The organism is Alitibacter langaaensis DSM 22999 (assembly GCF_003096995.1).
Taxonomy (GTDB): Bacteria; Pseudomonadota; Gammaproteobacteria; order Enterobacterales; family Pasteurellaceae; genus Exercitatus; species Exercitatus langaaensis.
This window is the reverse complement of sequence record NZ_QENU01000005.1, coordinates 16,389-35,389: the sequence shown is the minus strand read 5'-3', so window position 1 is coordinate 35,389 and position 19,001 is coordinate 16,389. Positions and strand designations below refer to the sequence as shown.

General features: G+C 40.0%; 20 protein-coding genes. 6 read left to right on the top strand and 14 right to left on the bottom strand.

Going from position 1 to position 19,001, the window contains the following annotated elements:
• Nucleotides 1-29: 29 nt before the first annotated feature.
• The 4 genes from agaE to ftsY form a co-directional block, all read right to left on the bottom strand.
• Nucleotides 30-872 (bottom strand): PTS N-acetylgalactosamine transporter subunit IID, encoded by an 843-nt coding sequence (gene agaE, locus C8D76_RS04815; protein WP_116631672.1) that lies wholly within the window; start codon nt 870-872, stop codon nt 30-32.
• Nucleotides 862-1,638 (bottom strand): PTS N-acetylgalactosamine transporter subunit IIC, encoded by a 777-nt coding sequence (gene agaW / locus C8D76_RS04810; RefSeq protein WP_116631671.1) that lies wholly within the window; start codon nt 1,636-1,638, stop codon nt 862-864. The genes agaE and agaW overlap by 11 nt, the downstream gene beginning before the upstream one ends.
• A gap of 18 nt (nt 1,639-1,656) precedes the next feature.
• A complete protein-coding gene (gene agaV, locus C8D76_RS04805) occupies nt 1,657-2,130 on the bottom strand; it encodes a PTS N-acetylgalactosamine transporter subunit IIB (RefSeq protein ID WP_116631670.1) in 474 nt (157 codons plus the stop codon).
• A 362-nt stretch (nt 2,131-2,492) separates the two neighbouring features.
• On the bottom strand, nt 2,493-4,043 hold the full coding sequence (gene ftsY / locus C8D76_RS04800) for a signal recognition particle-docking protein FtsY (protein WP_116631669.1): 1,551 nt from the start codon (nt 4,041-4,043) through the stop codon (nt 2,493-2,495).
• Between the two features lie 141 nt (nt 4,044-4,184).
• Between ftsY and rsmD the strand changes: the two genes are divergently transcribed.
• Complete coding sequence (rsmD, locus tag C8D76_RS04795; RefSeq protein WP_116631668.1) at nt 4,185-4,778, top strand: 16S rRNA (guanine(966)-N(2))-methyltransferase RsmD; 594 nt, start codon at nt 4,185-4,187, stop codon at nt 4,776-4,778.
• Nucleotides 4,779-4,836: 58 nt separating this feature from the next.
• On the opposite strand, the gene C8D76_RS04790 is transcribed toward rsmD, so the two are convergent.
• Nucleotides 4,837-5,847: an extracellular solute-binding protein gene (locus tag C8D76_RS04790; protein WP_207775001.1), complete on the bottom strand. Its 1,011-nt coding sequence runs from the start codon at nt 5,845-5,847 to the stop codon at nt 4,837-4,839.
• Nucleotides 5,848-6,026: 179 nt separating this feature from the next.
• Between C8D76_RS04790 and C8D76_RS04785 the strand changes: the two genes are divergently transcribed.
• From C8D76_RS04785 to mioC, 3 genes are all read left to right on the top strand, one after another.
• Nucleotides 6,027-7,322: an NAD(P)/FAD-dependent oxidoreductase gene (locus C8D76_RS04785; RefSeq protein ID WP_116631666.1), complete on the top strand. Its 1,296-nt coding sequence runs from the start codon at nt 6,027-6,029 to the stop codon at nt 7,320-7,322.
• A 105-nt stretch (nt 7,323-7,427) separates the two neighbouring features.
• A complete protein-coding gene (gene rfaD / locus C8D76_RS04780; protein WP_116631665.1) occupies nt 7,428-8,354 on the top strand; it encodes an ADP-glyceromanno-heptose 6-epimerase in 927 nt (308 codons plus the stop codon).
• Between the two features lie 3 nt (nt 8,355-8,357).
• A complete protein-coding gene (gene mioC, locus C8D76_RS04775; protein ID WP_116631664.1) occupies nt 8,358-8,798 on the top strand; it encodes an FMN-binding protein MioC in 441 nt (146 codons plus the stop codon).
• Between the two features lie 105 nt (nt 8,799-8,903).
• Here the strand turns inward: mioC and C8D76_RS04770 are convergent, their stop codons facing one another.
• The 9 genes from C8D76_RS04770 to C8D76_RS04730 form a co-directional block, all read right to left on the bottom strand.
• On the bottom strand, nt 8,904-9,359 hold the full coding sequence (locus C8D76_RS04770; protein ID WP_116631663.1) for an NUDIX domain-containing protein: 456 nt from the start codon (nt 9,357-9,359) through the stop codon (nt 8,904-8,906).
• A 3-nt stretch (nt 9,360-9,362) separates the two neighbouring features.
• Nucleotides 9,363-10,082 carry a Sir2 family NAD+-dependent deacetylase gene (cobB, locus tag C8D76_RS04765; protein ID WP_116631662.1) on the bottom strand — a complete coding sequence of 240 codons (720 nt, stop codon included), beginning with the start codon at nt 10,080-10,082 and terminating at the stop codon, nt 9,363-9,365.
• Nucleotides 10,083-10,150: 68 nt separating this feature from the next.
• Complete coding sequence (locus tag C8D76_RS04760) at nt 10,151-10,804, bottom strand: rRNA large subunit pseudouridine synthase E (RefSeq protein WP_116631661.1); 654 nt, start codon at nt 10,802-10,804, stop codon at nt 10,151-10,153.
• Nucleotides 10,805-10,844: 40 nt separating this feature from the next.
• Nucleotides 10,845-11,846 carry a substrate-binding domain-containing protein gene (locus C8D76_RS04755; protein WP_116631660.1) on the bottom strand — a complete coding sequence of 334 codons (1,002 nt, stop codon included), beginning with the start codon at nt 11,844-11,846 and terminating at the stop codon, nt 10,845-10,847.
• A gap of 3 nt (nt 11,847-11,849) precedes the next feature.
• On the bottom strand, nt 11,850-12,782 hold the full coding sequence (rbsK, locus tag C8D76_RS04750) for a ribokinase (protein WP_116631659.1): 933 nt from the start codon (nt 12,780-12,782) through the stop codon (nt 11,850-11,852).
• 30 nt (nt 12,783-12,812) lie between these two features.
• Nucleotides 12,813-13,736, bottom strand: a complete 924-nt coding sequence (locus tag C8D76_RS04745) for a dihydrodipicolinate synthase family protein (protein ID WP_116631658.1) — start codon at nt 13,734-13,736, stop codon at nt 12,813-12,815.
• A 19-nt stretch (nt 13,737-13,755) separates the two neighbouring features.
• Entirely contained in the window at nt 13,756-15,261 is a 1,506-nt protein-coding gene (locus tag C8D76_RS04740; RefSeq protein WP_116631657.1) for a tripartite tricarboxylate transporter permease, read from the bottom strand.
• 7 nt (nt 15,262-15,268) lie between these two features.
• A complete protein-coding gene (locus C8D76_RS04735) occupies nt 15,269-15,715 on the bottom strand; it encodes a tripartite tricarboxylate transporter TctB family protein (protein ID WP_116631656.1) in 447 nt (148 codons plus the stop codon).
• A 45-nt stretch (nt 15,716-15,760) separates the two neighbouring features.
• Nucleotides 15,761-16,714, bottom strand: coding sequence for a tripartite tricarboxylate transporter substrate binding protein (locus C8D76_RS04730; protein ID WP_116631655.1), 954 nt, complete (start codon nt 16,712-16,714; stop codon nt 15,761-15,763).
• 246 nt (nt 16,715-16,960) lie between these two features.
• On the opposite strand from C8D76_RS04730, the gene recO reads away from it, so the two are divergent.
• Nucleotides 16,961-17,674, top strand: a complete 714-nt coding sequence (gene recO / locus C8D76_RS04725; protein WP_165814346.1) for a DNA repair protein RecO — start codon at nt 16,961-16,963, stop codon at nt 17,672-17,674.
• Entirely contained in the window at nt 17,674-18,996 is a 1,323-nt protein-coding gene (rlmD, locus tag C8D76_RS04720; protein ID WP_116631654.1) for a 23S rRNA (uracil(1939)-C(5))-methyltransferase RlmD, read from the top strand. The genes recO and rlmD overlap by 1 nt, the downstream gene beginning before the upstream one ends.
• Nucleotides 18,997-19,001 lie beyond the last annotated feature (5 nt).

Here is a 19,001-nt window from a genome sequence, read left to right as displayed (position 1 = left end):
CAAACACTCGGCATTTGTAACCACTAAATTTATAGAATACCCGCAAAACGTCCGCCGATACCAATCACTACTGTAAGAATGATTAAGCGTAATGGCGACCAATTACGTTTCACCAAGTAGTACATCAATAAGGTGTACACTAGCGGTAAAAAAGCCGGCATAAGTTTATCTATTACATCAGCTTGTACTTTTACCACCGCGTCCCCTGCTGTGATTTCTGCGGTAGTTTGGAAACGAATGTAAGTGGCAACTAATGCGCCAATCACGGTCATACCAATCATTGATGCAGCGTGTGAAACTTTTTTGGTGTTTGCTTTAATGGTTGGAATAGCCGCTACCCCCATTTTGTAGGCGTAATGCGCTAAACCAAAACGTAAAGCGAAATGCACAATATTAAATACCACAAAGAAGAAAATCGCACCAAGAATCGATCCTTGTAAAGCAAGACTTGCACCGACACCACCACAAATTGGCAATAAGGTGAACCAGAATAAGGCATCACCGATACCGCCTAATGGTGCACCCACGGCGATTTTTGTACTTTGAATCGCATTCACTTCCTGTTTAGAACGTTCCATTGCCAGCACAATACCCATTACAAACGTAACAAGGAATGGGTGGGTATTGAAAAAGCCTAAATGCCCTTTCATTGCCTTGCTTAAATCTGCTTTGTTGGTGTGAATTTTTTTCAATGCGGGGCTAATTCCATATAGCCAACCCGCTGCTTGCATACGTTCATAGTTGAAAGAGGCTTGTAGCAATAAAGAACGCCACGCCATAGTATTAATATCAGATTTAGTGAGTTCTGTTCCCATTGTTTGATCTTCGTACACATTATCATTTTGTACGTTTTGACGTGCTTTAGATTCCATCTTGAAACTCCTCTTTTTGCGTTGCTTTCGTTTCAGTATTGCCTTTACGCATATAATCAATGAGTGCCATTGCAACCGCAGCGGCGGCAATCGCTAATACAGGAAGATTAAGCCAAGCGGCACCCACAAAACCTAGGATAAAATACGGGATATAGGTATTTTTCATCATAATTTTCATTAATACCGCAAACCCGATGGCAGGCATAATGCCACCCGCTACCCCTAAGCCATCAATCACTTCTTTTGGCAACATTTCAATGATTTTACCCGCATATTCCGCACCAAAGTAAGTTGGTAAGAAAGCACAGAAGAAATAGAATGTACCAAGAATTAACAAGCCAAGATAGTTCACATAATCAATGCCTTTGAGATTAGCTTCTTCCGCCATTTGGTCACAACGAGACATTACCGCAGACATTACGGAGAATAAGAAGGTAATCCCCATTTGCACCGCAATAGAAAACGGTACCGCAACCCCAACTGCGACTTTCGGATCAGTTTTGGTGGTAATGGCAAATGTTGTTCCCACAATCGTACCGATAATCACATTTGGCGGTTGTGCCCCCGCTAATGGTGCAAGCCCCATCCAGACTAGTTCAAGGGTTCCCCCAACCAAGATCCCTGTTTGTAAGTCCCCTAAAATCGCTCCCACAATAGGCCCTAATACAACTGGTCTATGAAAATGCGTTAAACCATTATAGAGGTCAAGACCTGCAAAGAATGCAAGTACACCCAATAAGAGCGCCTGTAAAAGTCCAATTTCCATAGTTTCCTCTCTTCTTTCTTACAATAATTTAAACAAATCTATTGCCTCTTCAGTTGGCACACCTTGAATAAAACACTGCACACCAAGTTGGCGTAGCTGTTCAAATGCATCTCTGTCTTTATCATTTACGGATACGGTTTTATGGATCTGTGTTTTGCCCTCCTCATAATGCATATTGCCTACGTTAATTTTTTCAATGGGTACGCCACCTTGCACTAAGGTTAAAAAATCGCTAGGGGTTTTGCACACAAGCAAAATTTTTTGTCTGTCCGCTGCGCGGTGGATATTGTCAATCACCTTTTGTAATGGCCAAAAGCGCACATCAATCCCTTCCGCTAGCACCATTTCCATGAGATTTTGCTGCATTGAATCTTCTGCCACTTCATCATTAGCAACTAACACCAAATTCGCACCTGCAAAGCCAACCCACTGCACACCAACTTGACCGTGGATTAAACGTTCATCGATTCGATTTAACACAATATTTGGCATAACGCTCCTCCTCACTTATTTTAGGTAGATTCATTCTATACCTAAAAAAATAAGGAATACAAAGGACAAAATAAGGAAGTGTGATCAAGATCTAAAAATATTTTTATCGTATCGTAAGAAAGGCTATCATCGTTAAAATGTGAAATAGGATAAGTTGGCTCTTGGCTAGCAGCCCTAATGAAAAAATAAGCCTATGCGGTATTTTTAAATAGGATGATAATAAAAAGAGTGAATAATGAACCTCATATAGACATTACTTGATAGTAAACGCATTTGGACTAAGAAGAATTTAAGCTTATACACATAACAAAAAGTGCGGTCAAAAAACTTTTAATTTTTTGACCGCACTTTTTTCATTCAACTTATTCCGCTTCTTGGCTAAATAATGCTTCGATAAACTCATCGGCATTAAACGTGCGGAGATCTTCAATTTTTTCTCCGACACCAATATAGCGGATTGGCAAGCCGAATTGATCCGCGATGGCAAAGATCACGCCGCCTTTCGCGGTTCCATCTAGTTTTGTCAAGCTTATCCCTGTTAATCCCACGGCTTCGTTGAATAATTTTGCTTGGCTAATCGCATTTTGCCCAGTGCCGGCATCTAATGTTAGCATAATTTCGTGGGGCGCGCTTTCATCATATTTTTTCATCACGCGTACGATTTTTTTCAACTCATCCATCAGATTATTTTTATTTTGCAAACGCCCTGCGGTGTCGGCAATTAAAATATCGATATTACGAGCAGCGGCTGATTGCATTGCATCAAAAATCACAGAAGCAGAATCAGAACCCGTGCTTTGCGCCACCACAGGAATATGGTTGCGCTCGCCCCACACTTGCAATTGTTCCACCGCGGCGGCGCGGAATGTATCCCCTGCAGCCAGCATAACCGATTTGCCTTGTTGTTGAAACTGACGAGCAAGTTTGCCAATCGTGGTGGTTTTTCCCACGCCGTTCACGCCCACCATTAAAATCACATACGGTTTCTTGCTAGCATCAATTTCCAAAGGCTGTTCAACAGGTTTTAAAATTGCTGACATTTCCACTTTAAGTTGTTGATAAAGCAAGTCTGCATCGTTTAATTGTTGGCGAGTGGCGTGTTGTTCTAAATTTTTGATAATTTTTGTGGTCGTTGGCACACCCAAATCCGCTACTAAAAGCTGTTCTTCTAATTCTTCAAATAGCTCATCATCAATTTTCTTCCCAAGGAAGAAAGAACGAAAACCTGCGCCAATATTTTGTTTAGTTTTCACCAAGCCTTTTAATAAACGGCTAAAGAAACCGCCTTCGCTCGGTTTTTCTTGGGTGATTGCGCTATCTGGTAGCGATTCTTGCTCAGCGGATGTAATTTCTTCTTCATCAAGCGTTTGCTCTTCCGTTTCTACTTCTGATATTGGCAAAACTTGCGGATTTTCCACCGCACTTTCTGTTGCTTCCAATTCGGGTTCAGGAGCAGTTTCCAGTGGCGTTTCTACTGTTTGTGGGGCAATAAATTGCTCGGGTTGTGTAGGCTCAAGTGCGGTCTGATTTTCGTGAGAATTGAGCAAAACTTCCGAACGTGCGAAATTTTCTAGCACATCTTTGGTTTCGTCTTCTAATTTTTCGTCAAGTTTATCCGTAATTGCATCGAGTTTTTGTTCAAACTGTTCACCAATTTCTTCTAATTTATCTTCAATTTTATCTGAAAAACTTTCGATTTTTTCTTCAATTGGCTCGATAACATCTTCTGCTTTATCTTCAATCTCGTCGTTAAGATCTTCCACTTTTTCTTCAATCTTGTCGCCAAGATCATAAATTTGCTGCTTAACTTCTTCAATATTGTTTTCAACGGCTTCTGCTGGCTGTGTTTTTTCTTCTTTTTTACCTAAACCGAACCACGACCAAAATCCGCCTTTTTTCTTTTCGTCTGCCATAAAATCTCTCAAAGTCTGTTAGAATGCCAAAATCAATGGTTTGTAGGGTAAGTTGTGAGTTAAGGTGTCAGCAAATGTAGCCTTCACCAACCCTACGATTAACCAAGTATAAAAATTTCCTTAAGTTTATCATTTATCCTTATGAAAAAACACACAAAAGCTCAGGTCGCCAATCCGAAAGGCAAAGTTCGTATCATTGCTGGCTTATGGCGTGGACGTAAATTGCCCGTGTTGAACGCACAAGGTTTGCGACCGACAGGCGACCGCGTAAAAGAAACTTTATTTAACTGGCTTATGCCATATATTGTGGGCGCTCGTTGTTTAGATGGCTTTGCTGGCAGTGGTTCGCTCGGTTTTGAAGCCCTATCGCGCCAAGCAAAATCGGTGACATTTTTGGAATTGGACAAAACCATTGCCAATCAATTGAGCAAAAATCTGCAAACGCTGAAGTGCGATCAAAATCAAGCGCAAGTGATCAATCAAAGTAGTTTAGAATTTCTAAAACAGGCGCAAAATCAACCGCACTTTGATGTGGTTTTTCTCGATCCGCCTTTTAATTTTGGCTTGGCAGAACAAGCTATTGAGCTTTTGGCAACGAATCATTGGCTAGCGCCTGATGCGCTTGTTTATGTGGAAACAGAGCGAGAAAAGCCCTTGAGCGTGCCAACAAACTGGGCATTGTTAAAAGAAAAAACCACAGGGCAAGTGAGCTATCGTTTATATCAAGTGAGCTAAATCATATTTATATGATAAAAAACCGAAATAACGTTGCCATTATTTCGGTTTTATTCGGTTAATTATTAGTTTTTAACTGGTTCCAATATTTTTCATAAATATCGACAGCCGCCCCAACATCTTCTTGGAAAATCCCTTTTTGGACTTCGCTTTCAGGCGGGAATAATAATGGATTTGCCACGTTTTCAGGTTTTAACAAGGCTTTCACGCCTTTATTCGGCATAGAGAATCCCATTCGCTCAATGATGATTTTAGCGTGTTCTGGGCGCAACATAAAATCGATGAATTTATGTGCGGCGTCTATGTGTTTTGAACCTTTCGGAATGGCGTAATTATCCATCCAGAAAATTGCCCCTTCTTTTGGATAAACAAACTGAATATCAGGATTTTCTTTGTGCGCCATATAAGCGGAGCCATTCCAAATCATCCCTAAATCCACTTCGCCTTGGATATAAGGCAATTCTGGCGTATCGGAATTAAAGGTTGCCACATTAGGCAAAAGTTTGGTCAAGCGTTCATAGGCGGCTTTGATTTCGTCTTCATTGGTGGTGTTTGGCGATTTGCCGTCTAACAACAAGGCAATGTGAAACACTTCTCGTGCATCCGCAGTGAGCAAGACTTTTCCTTTATATTCTGGATTCCATAAATCGCCCCAGCTGGTGATTTTGGCAGGATCGATCACCGATGCATTCACGCCAATCCCTGTTAAACCATAAACATAAGGCAGAGAATATTGATTATTCGGGTCAAAATCTTTGTTCAATAAATTTTCTGGAATTTGTTTGAAATTCGCTAATTTATTGTGGTCGATAGGCTCAAGCATTCCCTCTTTCGCCATTTTGCCAATGTAATAACTTGATGGAAAAACCAAATCATAACTTGCATCGTTCATCAGTTTGAGCTTGGAATACATTTCTTCGTTACTTTCGAAGGTGGAATAATTCACATTAATACCCGTTTCTTTTGTGAATTCTGCAATCAGATCAGAGGGAATATAGTCGGTCCAATTATAAATACGAATTTCTTCAGCAAGTGATGAAGCGGAAAAGAATGTTATAGCAGAAAACATAAAGCCTTTTACTATGCGAGAGAAAGTGTTTTTCACGATAAATTCTCCTAAAAAGTGCGGTCAAAAATCAGGCTATTTATGAAAAATAAACAGCGTCCGCGCCATTGTAACATATTGGAAAGCGTTGACATACTCATTCAGCCGAGTAAGATCTTGCGCTGCAAAATGAAGGAAATGCTATGCTCAAATTCGCCCATCAAGAACATCACAAAACCTATTATTACGACAGCAGAAATCTCGAGCTAATCCGACCGCACTTGGCGCAGAATGCCAGCGCAGATGTGTGTGTGATTGGCGCAGGATTTGGCGGGTTATCTGCCGCTCTTGAGCTAGCCGAGCAAGGCAAAAGCGTGATTGTATTAGAAGGGGCTCGCATTGGTTTTGGTACATCAGGGCGCAGTGGCGGGCAGGCGATCAACGGTTTTGAAGACGGCATTGATGAATATGTTTCCCAATTTGGTTTCGAGATGACCAAAAAATTGTGGGAAATGTCATTGGAAGCTATTGATATTATTGATGAGCGTGTGGCGAAATATGGCATTCAATGCGATTGGAAAAAAGGCTATGCCACCTTGGCGCTCAATCATCGGCGTATGGATGATTTAATCGCCATTGAGCAAAGCAGTCGCGAAACCTTTGGTTATAGCAAAATGCAATTGTGGGATAAAACACAGCTCCAACAGCATTTAGGATCTGAGCTTTATGTGGGCGGGCTATTTGACAGCAATTCTGGGCATTTGCATCCGCTTAACTACTGCTTGGGGCTTGCCAAAGCCTGTTTGGATCTTGGCGTGCAAATTTTTGAGCAATCGCCCGTTTTAGATATGCAATTACAAGGCGATAAAGCGATCCTTAAAACCGATAAAGCCAGCGTCAGTGCACAAAATGTGGTGATTGCAACAAATGCCTATATCGCAGATTCGCCGAAATCTATTCATCGCGGTTCCGCACGCAAAATTTTACCTGTCGAAAGTTTCATTATTGCCACCGAACCCCTCGACCAAACCACTGCAGATAGCTTGATTAACAATGGCATGTCGGTATGCGACAACAATTTATTGCTTGATTATTATCGTTTAAGCGCAGACAACCGTTTATTGTTCGGTTCAGACAGCAGCTCCAACAAAGATATGATACAGGTAATGCGTGGCAATATGTTGAAGGTTTTTCCGCAGTTAGAACAGGCAAAAATCGATTATGGCTGGGCAGGGCCAATTGATATGACCATCAACTCCCAACCTTATTTTGGACGACTTGCGCCTAATGTTTTTTTCGCCTATGGTTATTCAGGGCATGGCGTGGCGCTCACAGGCTTGGCGGGGCGAATTATCGCAGAAGCTATTTTAGGCAATGATGAACGTTTCCGCACTTTTGAACAATTAAAAATCCCTGCAATTTACGGGGGCAAATGGATAAAAAATCTGGCGATAAAAATCGGCATTCCTTATTACCGTTTTTTAGATAAATTTCGGTAAAAATGACCGCACTTTCGTGCAAAAATCCATTACAATAGCAATTATTCATTTATCTCGTTAAGCGGCTAAAAGCGGATAACGAGAACTCAACAAAAGGACAACATTATGATTATCGTGACTGGCGGCGCAGGTATGATTGGCTCAAATATCGTGAAAGCATTAAACGATATGCGGCGCAAAGACATTTTAGTGGTGGACAATCTAAAAGATGGCACAAAATTTATTAATCTGGTGGATTTAGACATTGCCGATTATTGCGACAAAGAAGATTTTTTAGCGTCAATTATCGCAGGCGATGATTTAGGCGACATTGATGCCATTTTCCACGAAGGCGCTTGTTCCGCCACCACAGAATGGGACGGCAAATATTTAATGCACAACAATTATGAATATTCAAAAGAGCTGTTGCATTACTGCCTTGACCGTGAAATTCCTTTTTTCTACGCTTCAAGTGCGGCGACCTATGGCGACAAAACAGACTTTATTGAAGAACGCCAATTTGAAGGTCCACTCAATGCATACGGCTATTCTAAATTCTTATTTGATCAATATGTGCGCGCTATCTTGCCAGAAGCCAATTCCCCAGTTTGTGGCTTTAAATATTTCAATGTCTATGGCCCGCGTGAGCAACATAAAGGCTCGATGGCAAGCGTAGCTTTCCACCTGAATAATCAAATGTTAAACGGCGAAAACCCGAAACTTTTCGCAGGTAGCGAGCATTTCATTCGTGATTTTGTCTATGTGGAAGACGTGGCAGCCGTCAACATTTGGGCGTGGAAAAATGCGGTTTCTGGCATTTTCAATCTTGGCACAGGTAAAGCAGAGAGTTTTAAAGCCGTTGCGGAAGCGGTGATAAAATTCCATGGCAAAGGTCAAATCGAAACCATTCCATTCCCAGTGCATTTAAAATCTCGTTATCAAGAATATACTCAAGCTGATTTAACCAAACTTCGCGCCGCAGGTTGTGATTATCAATTCAAAGATGTGGCAACTGGCGTGGCAGAATATATGGCTTGGTTAAATCGTAAATAAACTATGAAGAAAATTTGTATCATTACGGGCAGCACTCTAGGCGGCGCGGAATATGTGGGCGACCATTTGGCGGATCTACTTGAGCAGCAACGTTTTGAGATTCAAGTGGAAAATCATGCCGACTTAGCCGATGTTCGCGATCAAAATTTATGGCTAATCGTCACCTCAACCCACGGCGCAGGCGAATTGCCCGATAATCTCAAACCGTTATTTGAACAGATCAAAAACGAACAACCTGATTTGTCAGATTTGCGTTATGCCGTGGTGGGATTAGGCAATTCGGATTACGATACCTTTTGTTTTGCCGTTGATGAAGTTGAGCGAAGTTTAGATGGGCAAAGTGCGGTCAAAATTTGTCAATCTTTACGCATTGATGTGAATGCCGAGCCAGATCACGAACACGCGGCACAAGACTGGCTGCCTAATTTTGTGAATGCGCTTTGAAAAATTGATAATGCAAAATCAATGACACTCAATCAACAAAACCCGAGTTTATGCTCGGGTTTTATATTAATGATGATTTTCTGCCATTTTGAAGATAATCCAGTCTTAAGCAAAAACCGATAACAGTGTTAAAGGATAATGCTCGCCTTTTAAATAATCTTGAATCGCTTGTATCACTAAGGGATTGCGCGCACATTGCCCCTCTTGGGAAATATAGGTTTGAAATTCCTCCACACTGAGCCAAAGCCCGCGTGTAATATTCGCATCATGGGGCGTAATCTCTGCCCAATCGTCAAGTTCTAAACTAAACACAAAACGTAAATAATCCGTCTGGCTACGTGGTGCATGCCATTGGTAAATTTTCAATAACTTTTGTATGTCGGCACAAATGCCTGTTTCTTCATAAAGTTCTCGGCTCGCGCCCTGCAAAATACTCTCGTCTTTCTCTAAATGTCCTGCTGGCTGGTTCAAGGTGCGTTTGCCGTATTCAATTTCTTCCACAAACAAAAACTTGCCTTTGCAATGCACCACACAAGCCATAGTTATATTGGGTTTATGCATGATTTATCCTTTTAATTGCGCTAAAAATTCATTCACAAATTGCGGCACAATTTGCGTTGCCTTGCCATAATGCGCTTGTTTAAAACGTGATCGGGTCAGGCTCGGTTCTAAATTTAATTCGATGGTTTCTGCCCCTGCCAAATTTGCCTCTTGCACAAAACCCGCAGCAGGATACACGTTGCCAGAAGTGCCAATAGAAATGAAATAATCACAATCAGCAAGTGCGGTTGAAATTCGCGACATTTCTAAAGGCATTTCACCAAACCAAACAATATGCGGGCGTAAACGGCGTGGCGGCGAACAACAATCACAACGATCCTGTTCGGTAATATCTCCTTGCCAAGGGTATTCCTTACCCGACCAACTACAACGCACGGTGAATAAATCGCCATGCATATGAATCAAATTTTTTGAGCCTGCACGCTCATGCAAATTATCAATATTCTGCGTGACCAATAAAAAATACTTGCCTAGCGCCTGTTCTAATTGCACCAAGGCAAGATGTGCGGCGTTGGGTTGAACAGCGGGGTCGAACAATTTTCGGCGCCGTGCATTATAAAATTCTTGCACTAATTGCGGATTGCGCTCAAATCCCTCTGGTGTTGCCACATCCTCCACTGGATAATTTTCCCACAAACCATCTGCCGCACGAAAGGTCTGAATACCCGATTCCGCAGAAATACCAGCGCCCGTTAGCACAACAACATTAGGTAAAGTTTGCATAAAAGCTCCAAAAATTATTTGAACACAAAGGTTCAAATTTTGTTATTAATTTGATTAAAATGCAGGATTTATAGCTTCATCGCCCGAAAAAGTTGCGTAATTTCCACCGCACTTAGCTCACGAAAATCGCCATTTTTAATCCCGTCTAAGCAAAAACCTGCCATAGCATAACGCACTAACCGCAAGGTTGGAAAACCGATATGCGCTGTCATACGGCGCACTTGGCGATTTTTGCCTTCTGTAATTTTGATTTCAAGCCAACTGGTCGGAATGTTTTTACGCTCCCGAATTGGCGGATTGCGCGCCCATAAATTTGGCTCGGAAATTAACCGCACTTTCGCGGGTTTGGTTAAACCATCTTTCAGCTCTACGCCATGGCGCAATGGTGCTAAATCTTGCTCAGTTGGCACACCTTCCACCTGCACCCAATAGGTTTTTTCGGTTTTAAATTTGGGATCAGCTAAACGATGTTGCAACGCGCCATTATTGGTCAAAATCAACAATCCCTCGCTATCGCGATCTAAACGCCCTGCCGCATAAATATGAGAAATAGGAATGAAATCTTTTAATGTCGCCCGCCCATTTTCATCAGTAAATTGGGTCAACACATCAAAAGGTTTATTGAATAAAACCACCTTGGTTTCAGCGGCAGAAAGCGGCGTTGTTTTACGCAGTTCGGGAGATTTACGCGCAACAGAACGCTTAAATGTAAATGTTTTCATATCATGGCATTCGAGAAAATTTCGAATGCCAATATACCAATTATTTTATAGGGGGCGCAACTGATGGACGTACAATAAGGTTAGGTTGAAGAATGACTGTTTTATTTTTCCGTTCTGGACTTTTAATACGCTCTAATAACATTTCTACCGCTCTTTTACCAAGTTCAACCTTGGGTTGATGAATCGTTGCCAGCGGGGGGGCAAGATACTGCGAAAGGTTGATATCATCGTAGCCAATAACAGATATATCTTGCGGAATACGCAAATTATAACGCCATGCAGTTTGATAAATTCCCAGTGCAATAGTATCACTACAAGCAAAAACTGCTGTTGGCAATTCATTTTGCTGCAATAACTTATCCATGCCAACCACACCACCTTGAAAATCAAATTGGCTTTCTACGATCCAATGTTTATTCAGCGGAATTTGTGCTTCTAACAAGGCTTTCTTGTAACCATTAAGACGATTTAAAGCAAGAGGTTTTTGTAAATTCCCAGTGATAATCCCTATTTTACGATGTCCATGTTGGATCAGACACTTCGTTGCAAGATAACCACCAAGTTCAGAATCTTCAAAAATTCTATCCGCATTTAATTCTGTGGGCCACCAATCCATAATGACGGTTGGAACAGTAAGATGAACAGTTGCATGTTCTTGTAAATGTGTTTCCGTACACATTAATAAAAGTCCATCTACTTGTTTTTGTAATAAAGTTTGTAAGCTTTTTTCTAAGCGCATGCAATCGCCATCAGTATTACACAAAATGAGATTGTAATCATTTTGCGCACAATAATGCTCTACGGCGGCAACAACTTCTGCAAAAAAAGGATTATTACTTGCTGTAACGAGCATACCAATGGTTTTAGTTTGCTGTAGCTTAAAACTACGAGCCAGTGCTGATGGACGATAATTAAGTTCTTGCACCACCGACATCACTTTCTCGCGAATTTCATCACTCACAAATCGTGTTCCATTAATCACGTGAGATACTGTGGATGTTGACACTTTTGCAATACGCGCAATATCCTTCATGGTCGCCATAAGTTAACCTTGTGAACTAAGAAATGCCATGGTTTCATCTCGCGTCGGAATAGATGGTTGTGCGCCTTTCCGTGTCACACTAATTGCCGCTGCTGCATGAGCAAATCTAATGGCTTCTTGCATATTTTTACCATCTAATAATGCAGTTAAAAATGCGCCATTAAATGTATCGCCAGCTGCAGTCGTATCCACTGCCTGAACTTGAAAGCCTTTTATAATTTCACCATGACCTTTTTCACTAACATAAACGCCCTTGGAGCCTAATGTAATTAGCACGGTTTCGATGCCCTTACGATGAAAAACTTGTGCAGATTTAGCCGCACTTTGTTCATCAGTCACCACAATACCTGTCAAAATCTCCGCTTCTGTTTCATTGGGTGTAATTATATCCAAATTACTTAATAGCTCATCTGGCAATTCACAAGCTGGTGCTGGATTTAATACAACCTTTGTATCATTCGCTTTTGCCAATTTCGCTGCACTAATCAAAGCAGGTAATGGTGTTTCAAGTTGCATTAACAAATAATCTGCCTGTGTAATTTTTTCTGCAAACTCATCTACTTGTGCATCATCTAAACAAGCATTCGCTCCAGCAGAAATAACAATACTATTCTCTCCGCTATCAGCAACTTGAATCATTGCAATACCTGTTGTTTCATTTTTTATCTCTTTGATAGCTGATACATCAATACCATCTTGAGCAAAGGATTTTTTCATTGCAAAGCCTGTATCATCTTCTCCAATACAGCCAATAAAACTGACAATCATTTGTGATTTGTTACATAAACGAGCAGCAGCTACTGCTTGATTAGCACCTTTACCGCCATAAGCGATATGATAATTTGAACCTGTCAAGGTTTCCCCTGGTTTGGCAAAATAGGGAACTGAAATCACATGATCTGCATTAATACTGCCAAGAACTGTTAGTTTATTCACTCTTATTTACTCCTTTAATAAAAGAGATAATTAACGAAGATTTAGCTTTTTACGGAAACGATCTGAACCTTGCATAATATGATCAAGCAATTCTTCAACGGCCCAATATTTAACTTTAATATCATCTTTAATTACTCGAGAATTATAATTCTCAAAGGTGCCAATTTTAACGTGCATTAATTTCGCAATGTTTGGATATCCAAAACTTTCGGCCGCACCACTCACCGCTAAAAAATGTACTAATTCTTGTATCATTGGCTCATCGGAATCTTTATGTTTATAAATATATGCATACAGATCTGGGTGAATATTATTAAATACGCCAGAGAAACCTTCAGAACCAGCTTTCATTGCTTCAAAAGCAATCGCTGCGTTAGCATTGACAATTTTAAGATTACTGTTTTTAGTTAATGCAACACGTCGCTTAACCGTTTCTAGATCGCACGATACATCTTTTAATACCACCATATTTTCAAAGCTTGCAAAATAACTGATTTCCTCATCGGTTAATAAACGGCGATATGGCACAGGACATTCATATAAACCTAAGGTGATATCCTTTGGAAGTGCGGTCAATAATTTTTCAAAATTTGCTTTCATTACTGCCGTACCCTCATTATTGGGATCAAGACGGTTAGTAATTAAAATCACTGCATCAGCACCTGTATTGTAAATTGCAGTCAATTCTTCTACCTGTATTTCAAACGTATCACTAACATGACCCGATGAAACTACAGGAATACGCCCTTTTGTTTGTTCAATCACAGTTTTCGTAATTTTTACGCGTTCTTCTAAACTAAGAAATAAGATCTCACTTGATTGACAAGCAGCAAATAATGCATCTGATCCGTTATCAATATACCAATCCGTTAATCTTCTTAACCCATCATAATCGACTTCATTATCTTTTGTGAAAGGGGTCAACATCACAGGAATAATGCCTTGAATACTCATAGTTTTCTCCAAATCTAATTTAATTTTTCTCGTTAAAGTTTTTAATAATGCCTCTAACTTGCAACACAACAACAAGTAAGAAACAACAAGCTAATACTGCAGAAACAGGACGTTCTATGAAAGCAATTAAATTGCCGTCAGATTTCGTTAAGGATGCAAGTAAATTACGCTCAAGCATTGGACCTAAAATCATACCTAATATAATTGGCGAAATTGGGTAATGATTTTTTTGTAAGAAATAACCAATGATCCCCATAATTAACATTACAACAATCGCTTCTGGTGAATTATTAATAGCAAATGCGCCAACCATACTAAAGATAATTACGATTGGATAAAGGATATATTTATTAATTTGGATGATTTTTTTCAAAAAATTCACCACAATTAATGCCAATGGAATTAAAGCTAAATTTGCAATTAAGAATAGAATAAACACCGCATAAAGTTTATCAGGCTGGAACATAAATAATGATGGACCAGGTTGCATATCTTTCATATACAACACACCGATAATAATTGCTGCTGCTGAGTCACCAGGAATACCAAATACTAATGAAGGAATCCAACTTCCAGCAAGGCTAGCATTATTACTACTGGACGCATCAATAATAGCGTCTTCAGATCCTTTGCCATAAAGTTCAGGATTTTTTGATGTTTTTTTGGATATTGCATAAGAAATCCAAGCTGCAATATCTGCTCCCGCGCCTGGTAATGCTCCAATTAAAGTACCAATCAAACTACTACGTAAAATACTGCCTTTGCGTTTATTCAACGGTTTGGCTAAACCTTTAAATAAATTTAAAGAACCGCTTGTTTGTGTTAATTCCGCCGCATCTACATTATCCTCTGATTTATAGCGATTCGCGTAATAGTTGATCGCACCAGAGATAGCAAAGAGCCCTATCATTGCTGGAATAAAACTGACTCCTTCATATAAAGAAACAATATCAAAAGTAAAGCGAGCTTGACCTGTAAACTCATCAAAGCCAATTGTTGAAATTAAAATACCAAATAATAAAGTCAATAAACTTTTAGTAATAAACTTACCTGCAATTAAAGTAGCGCAACTTAAACCTAACAGTGAAAGCCACATATATTCAAAAGAACTAAACTTTAATGCAAATTTAGCAAGCGATGGTGCAGCTAAAGCTAAAACAATAGTGCCAATCACGCCCCCAATAACAGAACTAGTTAATCCTAAACCAAGAACACGATTTACCTTACCCTGTTTCACTAAAAGATAGCTGTCATCTACATAGGCGGCAGATGCTGGTGTACCAGGAATTCTCAATAAGGCACCAGGAATATCTCCTGCATAAATTGATGATGCACCGACAGAAATCATTAGTGCTAGTGCAGGGATAGGATCCATAAAAAATGTAAAAGGAACCATTAAGGCAACTGACATTGTAGCGGTTAATCCTGGAATTGCGCCCACAAATAAGCCAAATAAACCAGCTGCAAAAATAGCGATAATTGAATTTAAATCAATATAAGAAAATGCATTTGTTAAAATTTCCATATGTCACCTATTCAAATAAAATACCGCCAGGAAGCCCAACTAATAACAATTTGGCAAATAACAAATAAATACCAATGGCAAGAATAAATAATAAAACTGCAATAAGAATTTTATTCTTAACCATAAATGGTAAAGTTAAGAAACAAAGAATCAAGGTAGTTGTTAATACAAAGCCAAGATAATCTACAGTTAAAATATAAAACCCTATAACTGCGGTTATTAATAAGATAATTTTACCATCTTGGATTAAATCAAAACTTTGGAAAACATATTTTCCCTTTAATTTAATCTCCATAATAAAATCAATAAAACCAAAAAAGGCGAGTATTACGCCGATAACGGTGGGATAAAAAGCAGCACCATATTCAGAAAAATCGCCATAAGCTTGATAGCTATAAACAGAAACTATCAGTCCAAAGATAAAAAGAAAAATAGGGGTGAATAATCGAATCATAAAATTAAAATAGCTCTCTTTCGAGAGCCATTCTCCTTACATTTATTATTTTTCAGTTGAAAGTAAATCACCGAATTTTTTATCTTCATCGTCCATAAATTTATCTAATTCAGAACCATATAATGCACTTGCTTCAAATCCTTGTTTATTAGCAAATTTTTGTAGTTCCCCAGTGGCATAAACTTTTTCCATCGCTTTCACTAAAGTCTCTTTCACATCATCTGGCAAACCTTTTGGTGCAGTTAACACATTCCAACCATTTAGCGTCCATTTATTGCCAGTAACTTCTTGATAAACTGGAATATCAGCATAAAGCTCACTTTTGGTTGGAGTGGTAATCGCTAAATGGCGCACCATTCCTGCGTCAGCCATACTTTTAGCCTCCCCCGGAGAAGAGGTAACAAAATCAATTCCTCCTGAAACAAGTTCTTGTTGCGCCGCACTTGCACCTTGTGATGGTACAAACTTCACGCTATCTTCAGGTAATCCTGCACTTTTTAAAATTCCCAATAAATTCAAGTGCCAAATAGAATTTAAACCACTACCAGAAGCTTTTAATTTACCTGGATTTGCTTTTATTGCAGCTAATAACTCATTAATATCTTTATAAGGTGAATCTTTCGCCACTTGTACTCCACCAGGTACAACACCTAAACGTACAATTGGCGTGTAGTCTTTATAACTTAAATCTGTCATTTTTTGATGATGCATTAGAGCAACCTCAACCGTTACCACTCCTAATGTATAACCATCTGGTTTTGCTACTTTAATTGCATTATGACCCACGACACCACTACCGCCCGTGCGATTAATTACATTCACATTCGTTTTCAATTCTTCTTGTAAACCTTTAGCTACTAAACGTGCAATGGTATCTGTATTACCGCCAGCTCCCCAAGGCACAATAATCGTAATAGGCTTTTCAGGATAAGCTGCCATACTTGCTGTTGAGAACAAGACTGATGCTGCCACTAATGTTTTCACAAATGATTTTTTCATTTTTCACCTCATAGTTTCTGTCGCTAAGTTTAACAAGTTGCCATCGAAACGTTTCGATATTGTCTATTGCGTAACATATAGGAAAATCAAAAGGAATAAAACGCATTTTTTCCCATTCTGTGATCTAGTTCACAAAGAATTATTGGGGTACCAAAATTTGGTTATATCTTATTTAAGATAGTGCTAAAAGTGCGGTCAAAATTCTGATAGAATATGTCGACTTTTTACAGGGGATCTTGAGCTAACGTGGCGATTGAAAGTTTTCAGCGTGGTTTTGTGTTGCATCGCAAGGCGTATAGTGAAACCAGTCTGCTGGTGGATCTGTTCACAGAAGAAACAGGGCGGTTGACAGTGCTTGCGAAAGGTGCGCGGGCAAAACGTTCTGCTTGGAAAGGCGTGCTGCAACCTTTTACGCCGCTATTATTGCGCTGGACGGGCAAAGGCAGTTTGAAAACCTTAACAAAAGCAGAGCCTGCCGCTATTGCTTTGCCGTTGCAACAAACGGCATTATTTAGTGGTTTTTATGTCAACGAATTATTGATGCGAGTGATTGAACCCGAAACGCCAAATGCTACTTTATTTCAAGATTATTTGCATTGTTTAACGCGTTTGGCCGTTGAAAATTCAGTCGAGCCCGCATTGCGTACATTTGAATTTCAACTGTTGCAAACGTTGGGTTATGGCGTGGATTTTATGCATTGTGCAGGTTCAGGACAGCCCGTTGATCAAACAATGACTTATCGTTATCGTGAAGAAAAAGGGTTTATTGCCTCTTTGATTAAAGATAACCTCACCTTTTATGGCAAAGATTTATTGGCATTTGAGGCGCGAGATTTTCAAGAGCCCTCGGTATTGCAAGCGGCAAAACGGTTCACACGCATTGCATTAAAACCTTATTTAGGCAATAAGCCATTGAAAAGCCGAGAATTATTTACTCAAAATCTATTACATTTGAAATAATGGCATTATTCTATACTCAACAAAAACCACCCAAATCCCATCACGCCACAAAATCTGTTGTTGCAGAGATTGTCGATCTTGATTACCAAGGGCTAGGTGTTGCCAAAATTCAAGGTAAAACGTGGTTTGTAGAAAATGCGTTGCCATCCGAACAAGTGCAGTTACAGATTCTCGAAGAAAAGCGCCAATATGGCTTGGCTGTCGCTAAAAAAATTCTTACCCCAAGCCCGCAACGCCAACTGCCGAAATGTGAGCATTATGGGCGATGCGGTGGTTGCCAATCTCAGCATATTCCGATAGAAATGCAACGTGAAGCCAAACAAAACGCGCTGTTTCAACGCTTGCAAAAACTTCAAAACGATATTGAATTTATGCCAATGATAACAGGCGAACAATGGCAATATCGCCGCCGTGCGCGTCTTAGCATCGGATTTAATACTAAATCGAAAACCCTTGATATTGGCTTTCGCCAAAAGCGTTCTTCAAATATCATCTCCATTACACATTGCGATGTTATTGAGCCAAAATTAAATAATTTATTGCCAAAATTGGCCGCACTTTTCGCCCAATTTTCTCAGCCCAAAGCACTGGGGCATATTGAATTGGTTGCCGCGGAAAACGGTGTAGCGATGTTATTGCGCGTTACTCAAAATTTATCCGAAATTGACCGCACTTTGCTGCGACAATTTGCGCAAAAATACGCCCTAAATCTATTTGTGCAAAACGACGTTGGCACCGAAATCTTACAAGGCGAATCTCCCTTTTATCGCTTGCAAAACCTAAAACTGAATTTTGATATTCGTGATTTTATTCAAGTTAATGCTCCATTAAATCAAGAAATGGTGGCGACTGCGCTAGATTGGTTAGCCTTGGAATCCACGGATTCTGTGTTAGATTTATTTTGTGGAATGGGGAATTTCACCCTGCCTTTAAGCCAGTATGTGCAAAGTGCGGTGGGTATTGAGGGCGTTTCGGCGATGGTCGAGAAAGCGCGCAAAAATGCTGAACAAAATGGCTGTCACAATGTCGAATTTTATCAGGCGGATTTAGACAAACCTTTTGCGGATCAACCTTGGGCGACGCAAAAATTTAATAAAATCTTACTGGATCCGCCGCGCAGCGGGGCAGCCTTTGCCTTAGACGCTTTAGTGCAATTGGCGGCAGAGAAAATTCTTTATGTGTCTTGCAACTCTGCAACATTGGTGCGAGATGCGCAAAGCCTGTTACAAGCGGGCTATAAACTCAAAAAAGTGGCGATGATCGATATGTTTCCCAATACTGGGCATTTAGAAAGTATCTCATTGTTTGAAAAGGAAAAATAAGGAAA

What these genes read in the sequence shown, in the direction of transcription:
- mioC (WP_116631664.1), top strand. Translation starts at nt 8,358, where the DNA reads ATGAAGAAAATTTGTATCATTACGGGCAGCACTCTAGGCGGCGCGGAA.
- agaW (WP_116631671.1), bottom strand. Translation starts at nt 1,638, where the DNA reads ATGGAAATTGGACTTTTACAGGCGCTCTTATTGGGTGTACTTGCATTC.
- C8D76_RS04745 (WP_116631658.1), bottom strand. Translation starts at nt 13,736, where the DNA reads ATGAGTATTCAAGGCATTATTCCTGTGATGTTGACCCCTTTCACAAAA.
- cobB (WP_116631662.1), bottom strand. Translation starts at nt 10,082, where the DNA reads ATGCAAACTTTACCTAATGTTGTTGTGCTAACGGGCGCTGGTATTTCT.
- rsmD (WP_116631668.1), top strand. Translation starts at nt 4,185, where the DNA reads ATGAAAAAACACACAAAAGCTCAGGTCGCCAATCCGAAAGGCAAAGTT.
- C8D76_RS04740 (WP_116631657.1), bottom strand. Translation starts at nt 15,261, where the DNA reads ATGGAAATTTTAACAAATGCATTTTCTTATATTGATTTAAATTCAATT.
- agaE (WP_116631672.1), bottom strand. Translation starts at nt 872, where the DNA reads ATGGAATCTAAAGCACGTCAAAACGTACAAAATGATAATGTGTACGAA.
- ftsY (WP_116631669.1), bottom strand. Translation starts at nt 4,043, where the DNA reads ATGGCAGACGAAAAGAAAAAAGGCGGATTTTGGTCGTGGTTCGGTTTA.
- C8D76_RS04790 (WP_207775001.1), bottom strand. Translation starts at nt 5,847, where the DNA reads ATGTTTTCTGCTATAACATTCTTTTCCGCTTCATCACTTGCTGAAGAA.
- rlmD (WP_116631654.1), top strand. Translation starts at nt 17,674, where the DNA reads ATGGCATTATTCTATACTCAACAAAAACCACCCAAATCCCATCACGCC.
- C8D76_RS04735 (WP_116631656.1), bottom strand. Translation starts at nt 15,715, where the DNA reads ATGATTCGATTATTCACCCCTATTTTTCTTTTTATCTTTGGACTGATA.
- C8D76_RS04770 (WP_116631663.1), bottom strand. Translation starts at nt 9,359, where the DNA reads ATGCATAAACCCAATATAACTATGGCTTGTGTGGTGCATTGCAAAGGC.
- rfaD (WP_116631665.1), top strand. Translation starts at nt 7,428, where the DNA reads ATGATTATCGTGACTGGCGGCGCAGGTATGATTGGCTCAAATATCGTG.
- agaV (WP_116631670.1), bottom strand. Translation starts at nt 2,130, where the DNA reads ATGCCAAATATTGTGTTAAATCGAATCGATGAACGTTTAATCCACGGT.
- C8D76_RS04760 (WP_116631661.1), bottom strand. Translation starts at nt 10,804, where the DNA reads ATGAAAACATTTACATTTAAGCGTTCTGTTGCGCGTAAATCTCCCGAA.
- C8D76_RS04730 (WP_116631655.1), bottom strand. Translation starts at nt 16,714, where the DNA reads ATGAAAAAATCATTTGTGAAAACATTAGTGGCAGCATCAGTCTTGTTC.
- C8D76_RS04785 (WP_116631666.1), top strand. Translation starts at nt 6,027, where the DNA reads ATGCTCAAATTCGCCCATCAAGAACATCACAAAACCTATTATTACGAC.
- C8D76_RS04755 (WP_116631660.1), bottom strand. Translation starts at nt 11,846, where the DNA reads ATGGCGACCATGAAGGATATTGCGCGTATTGCAAAAGTGTCAACATCC.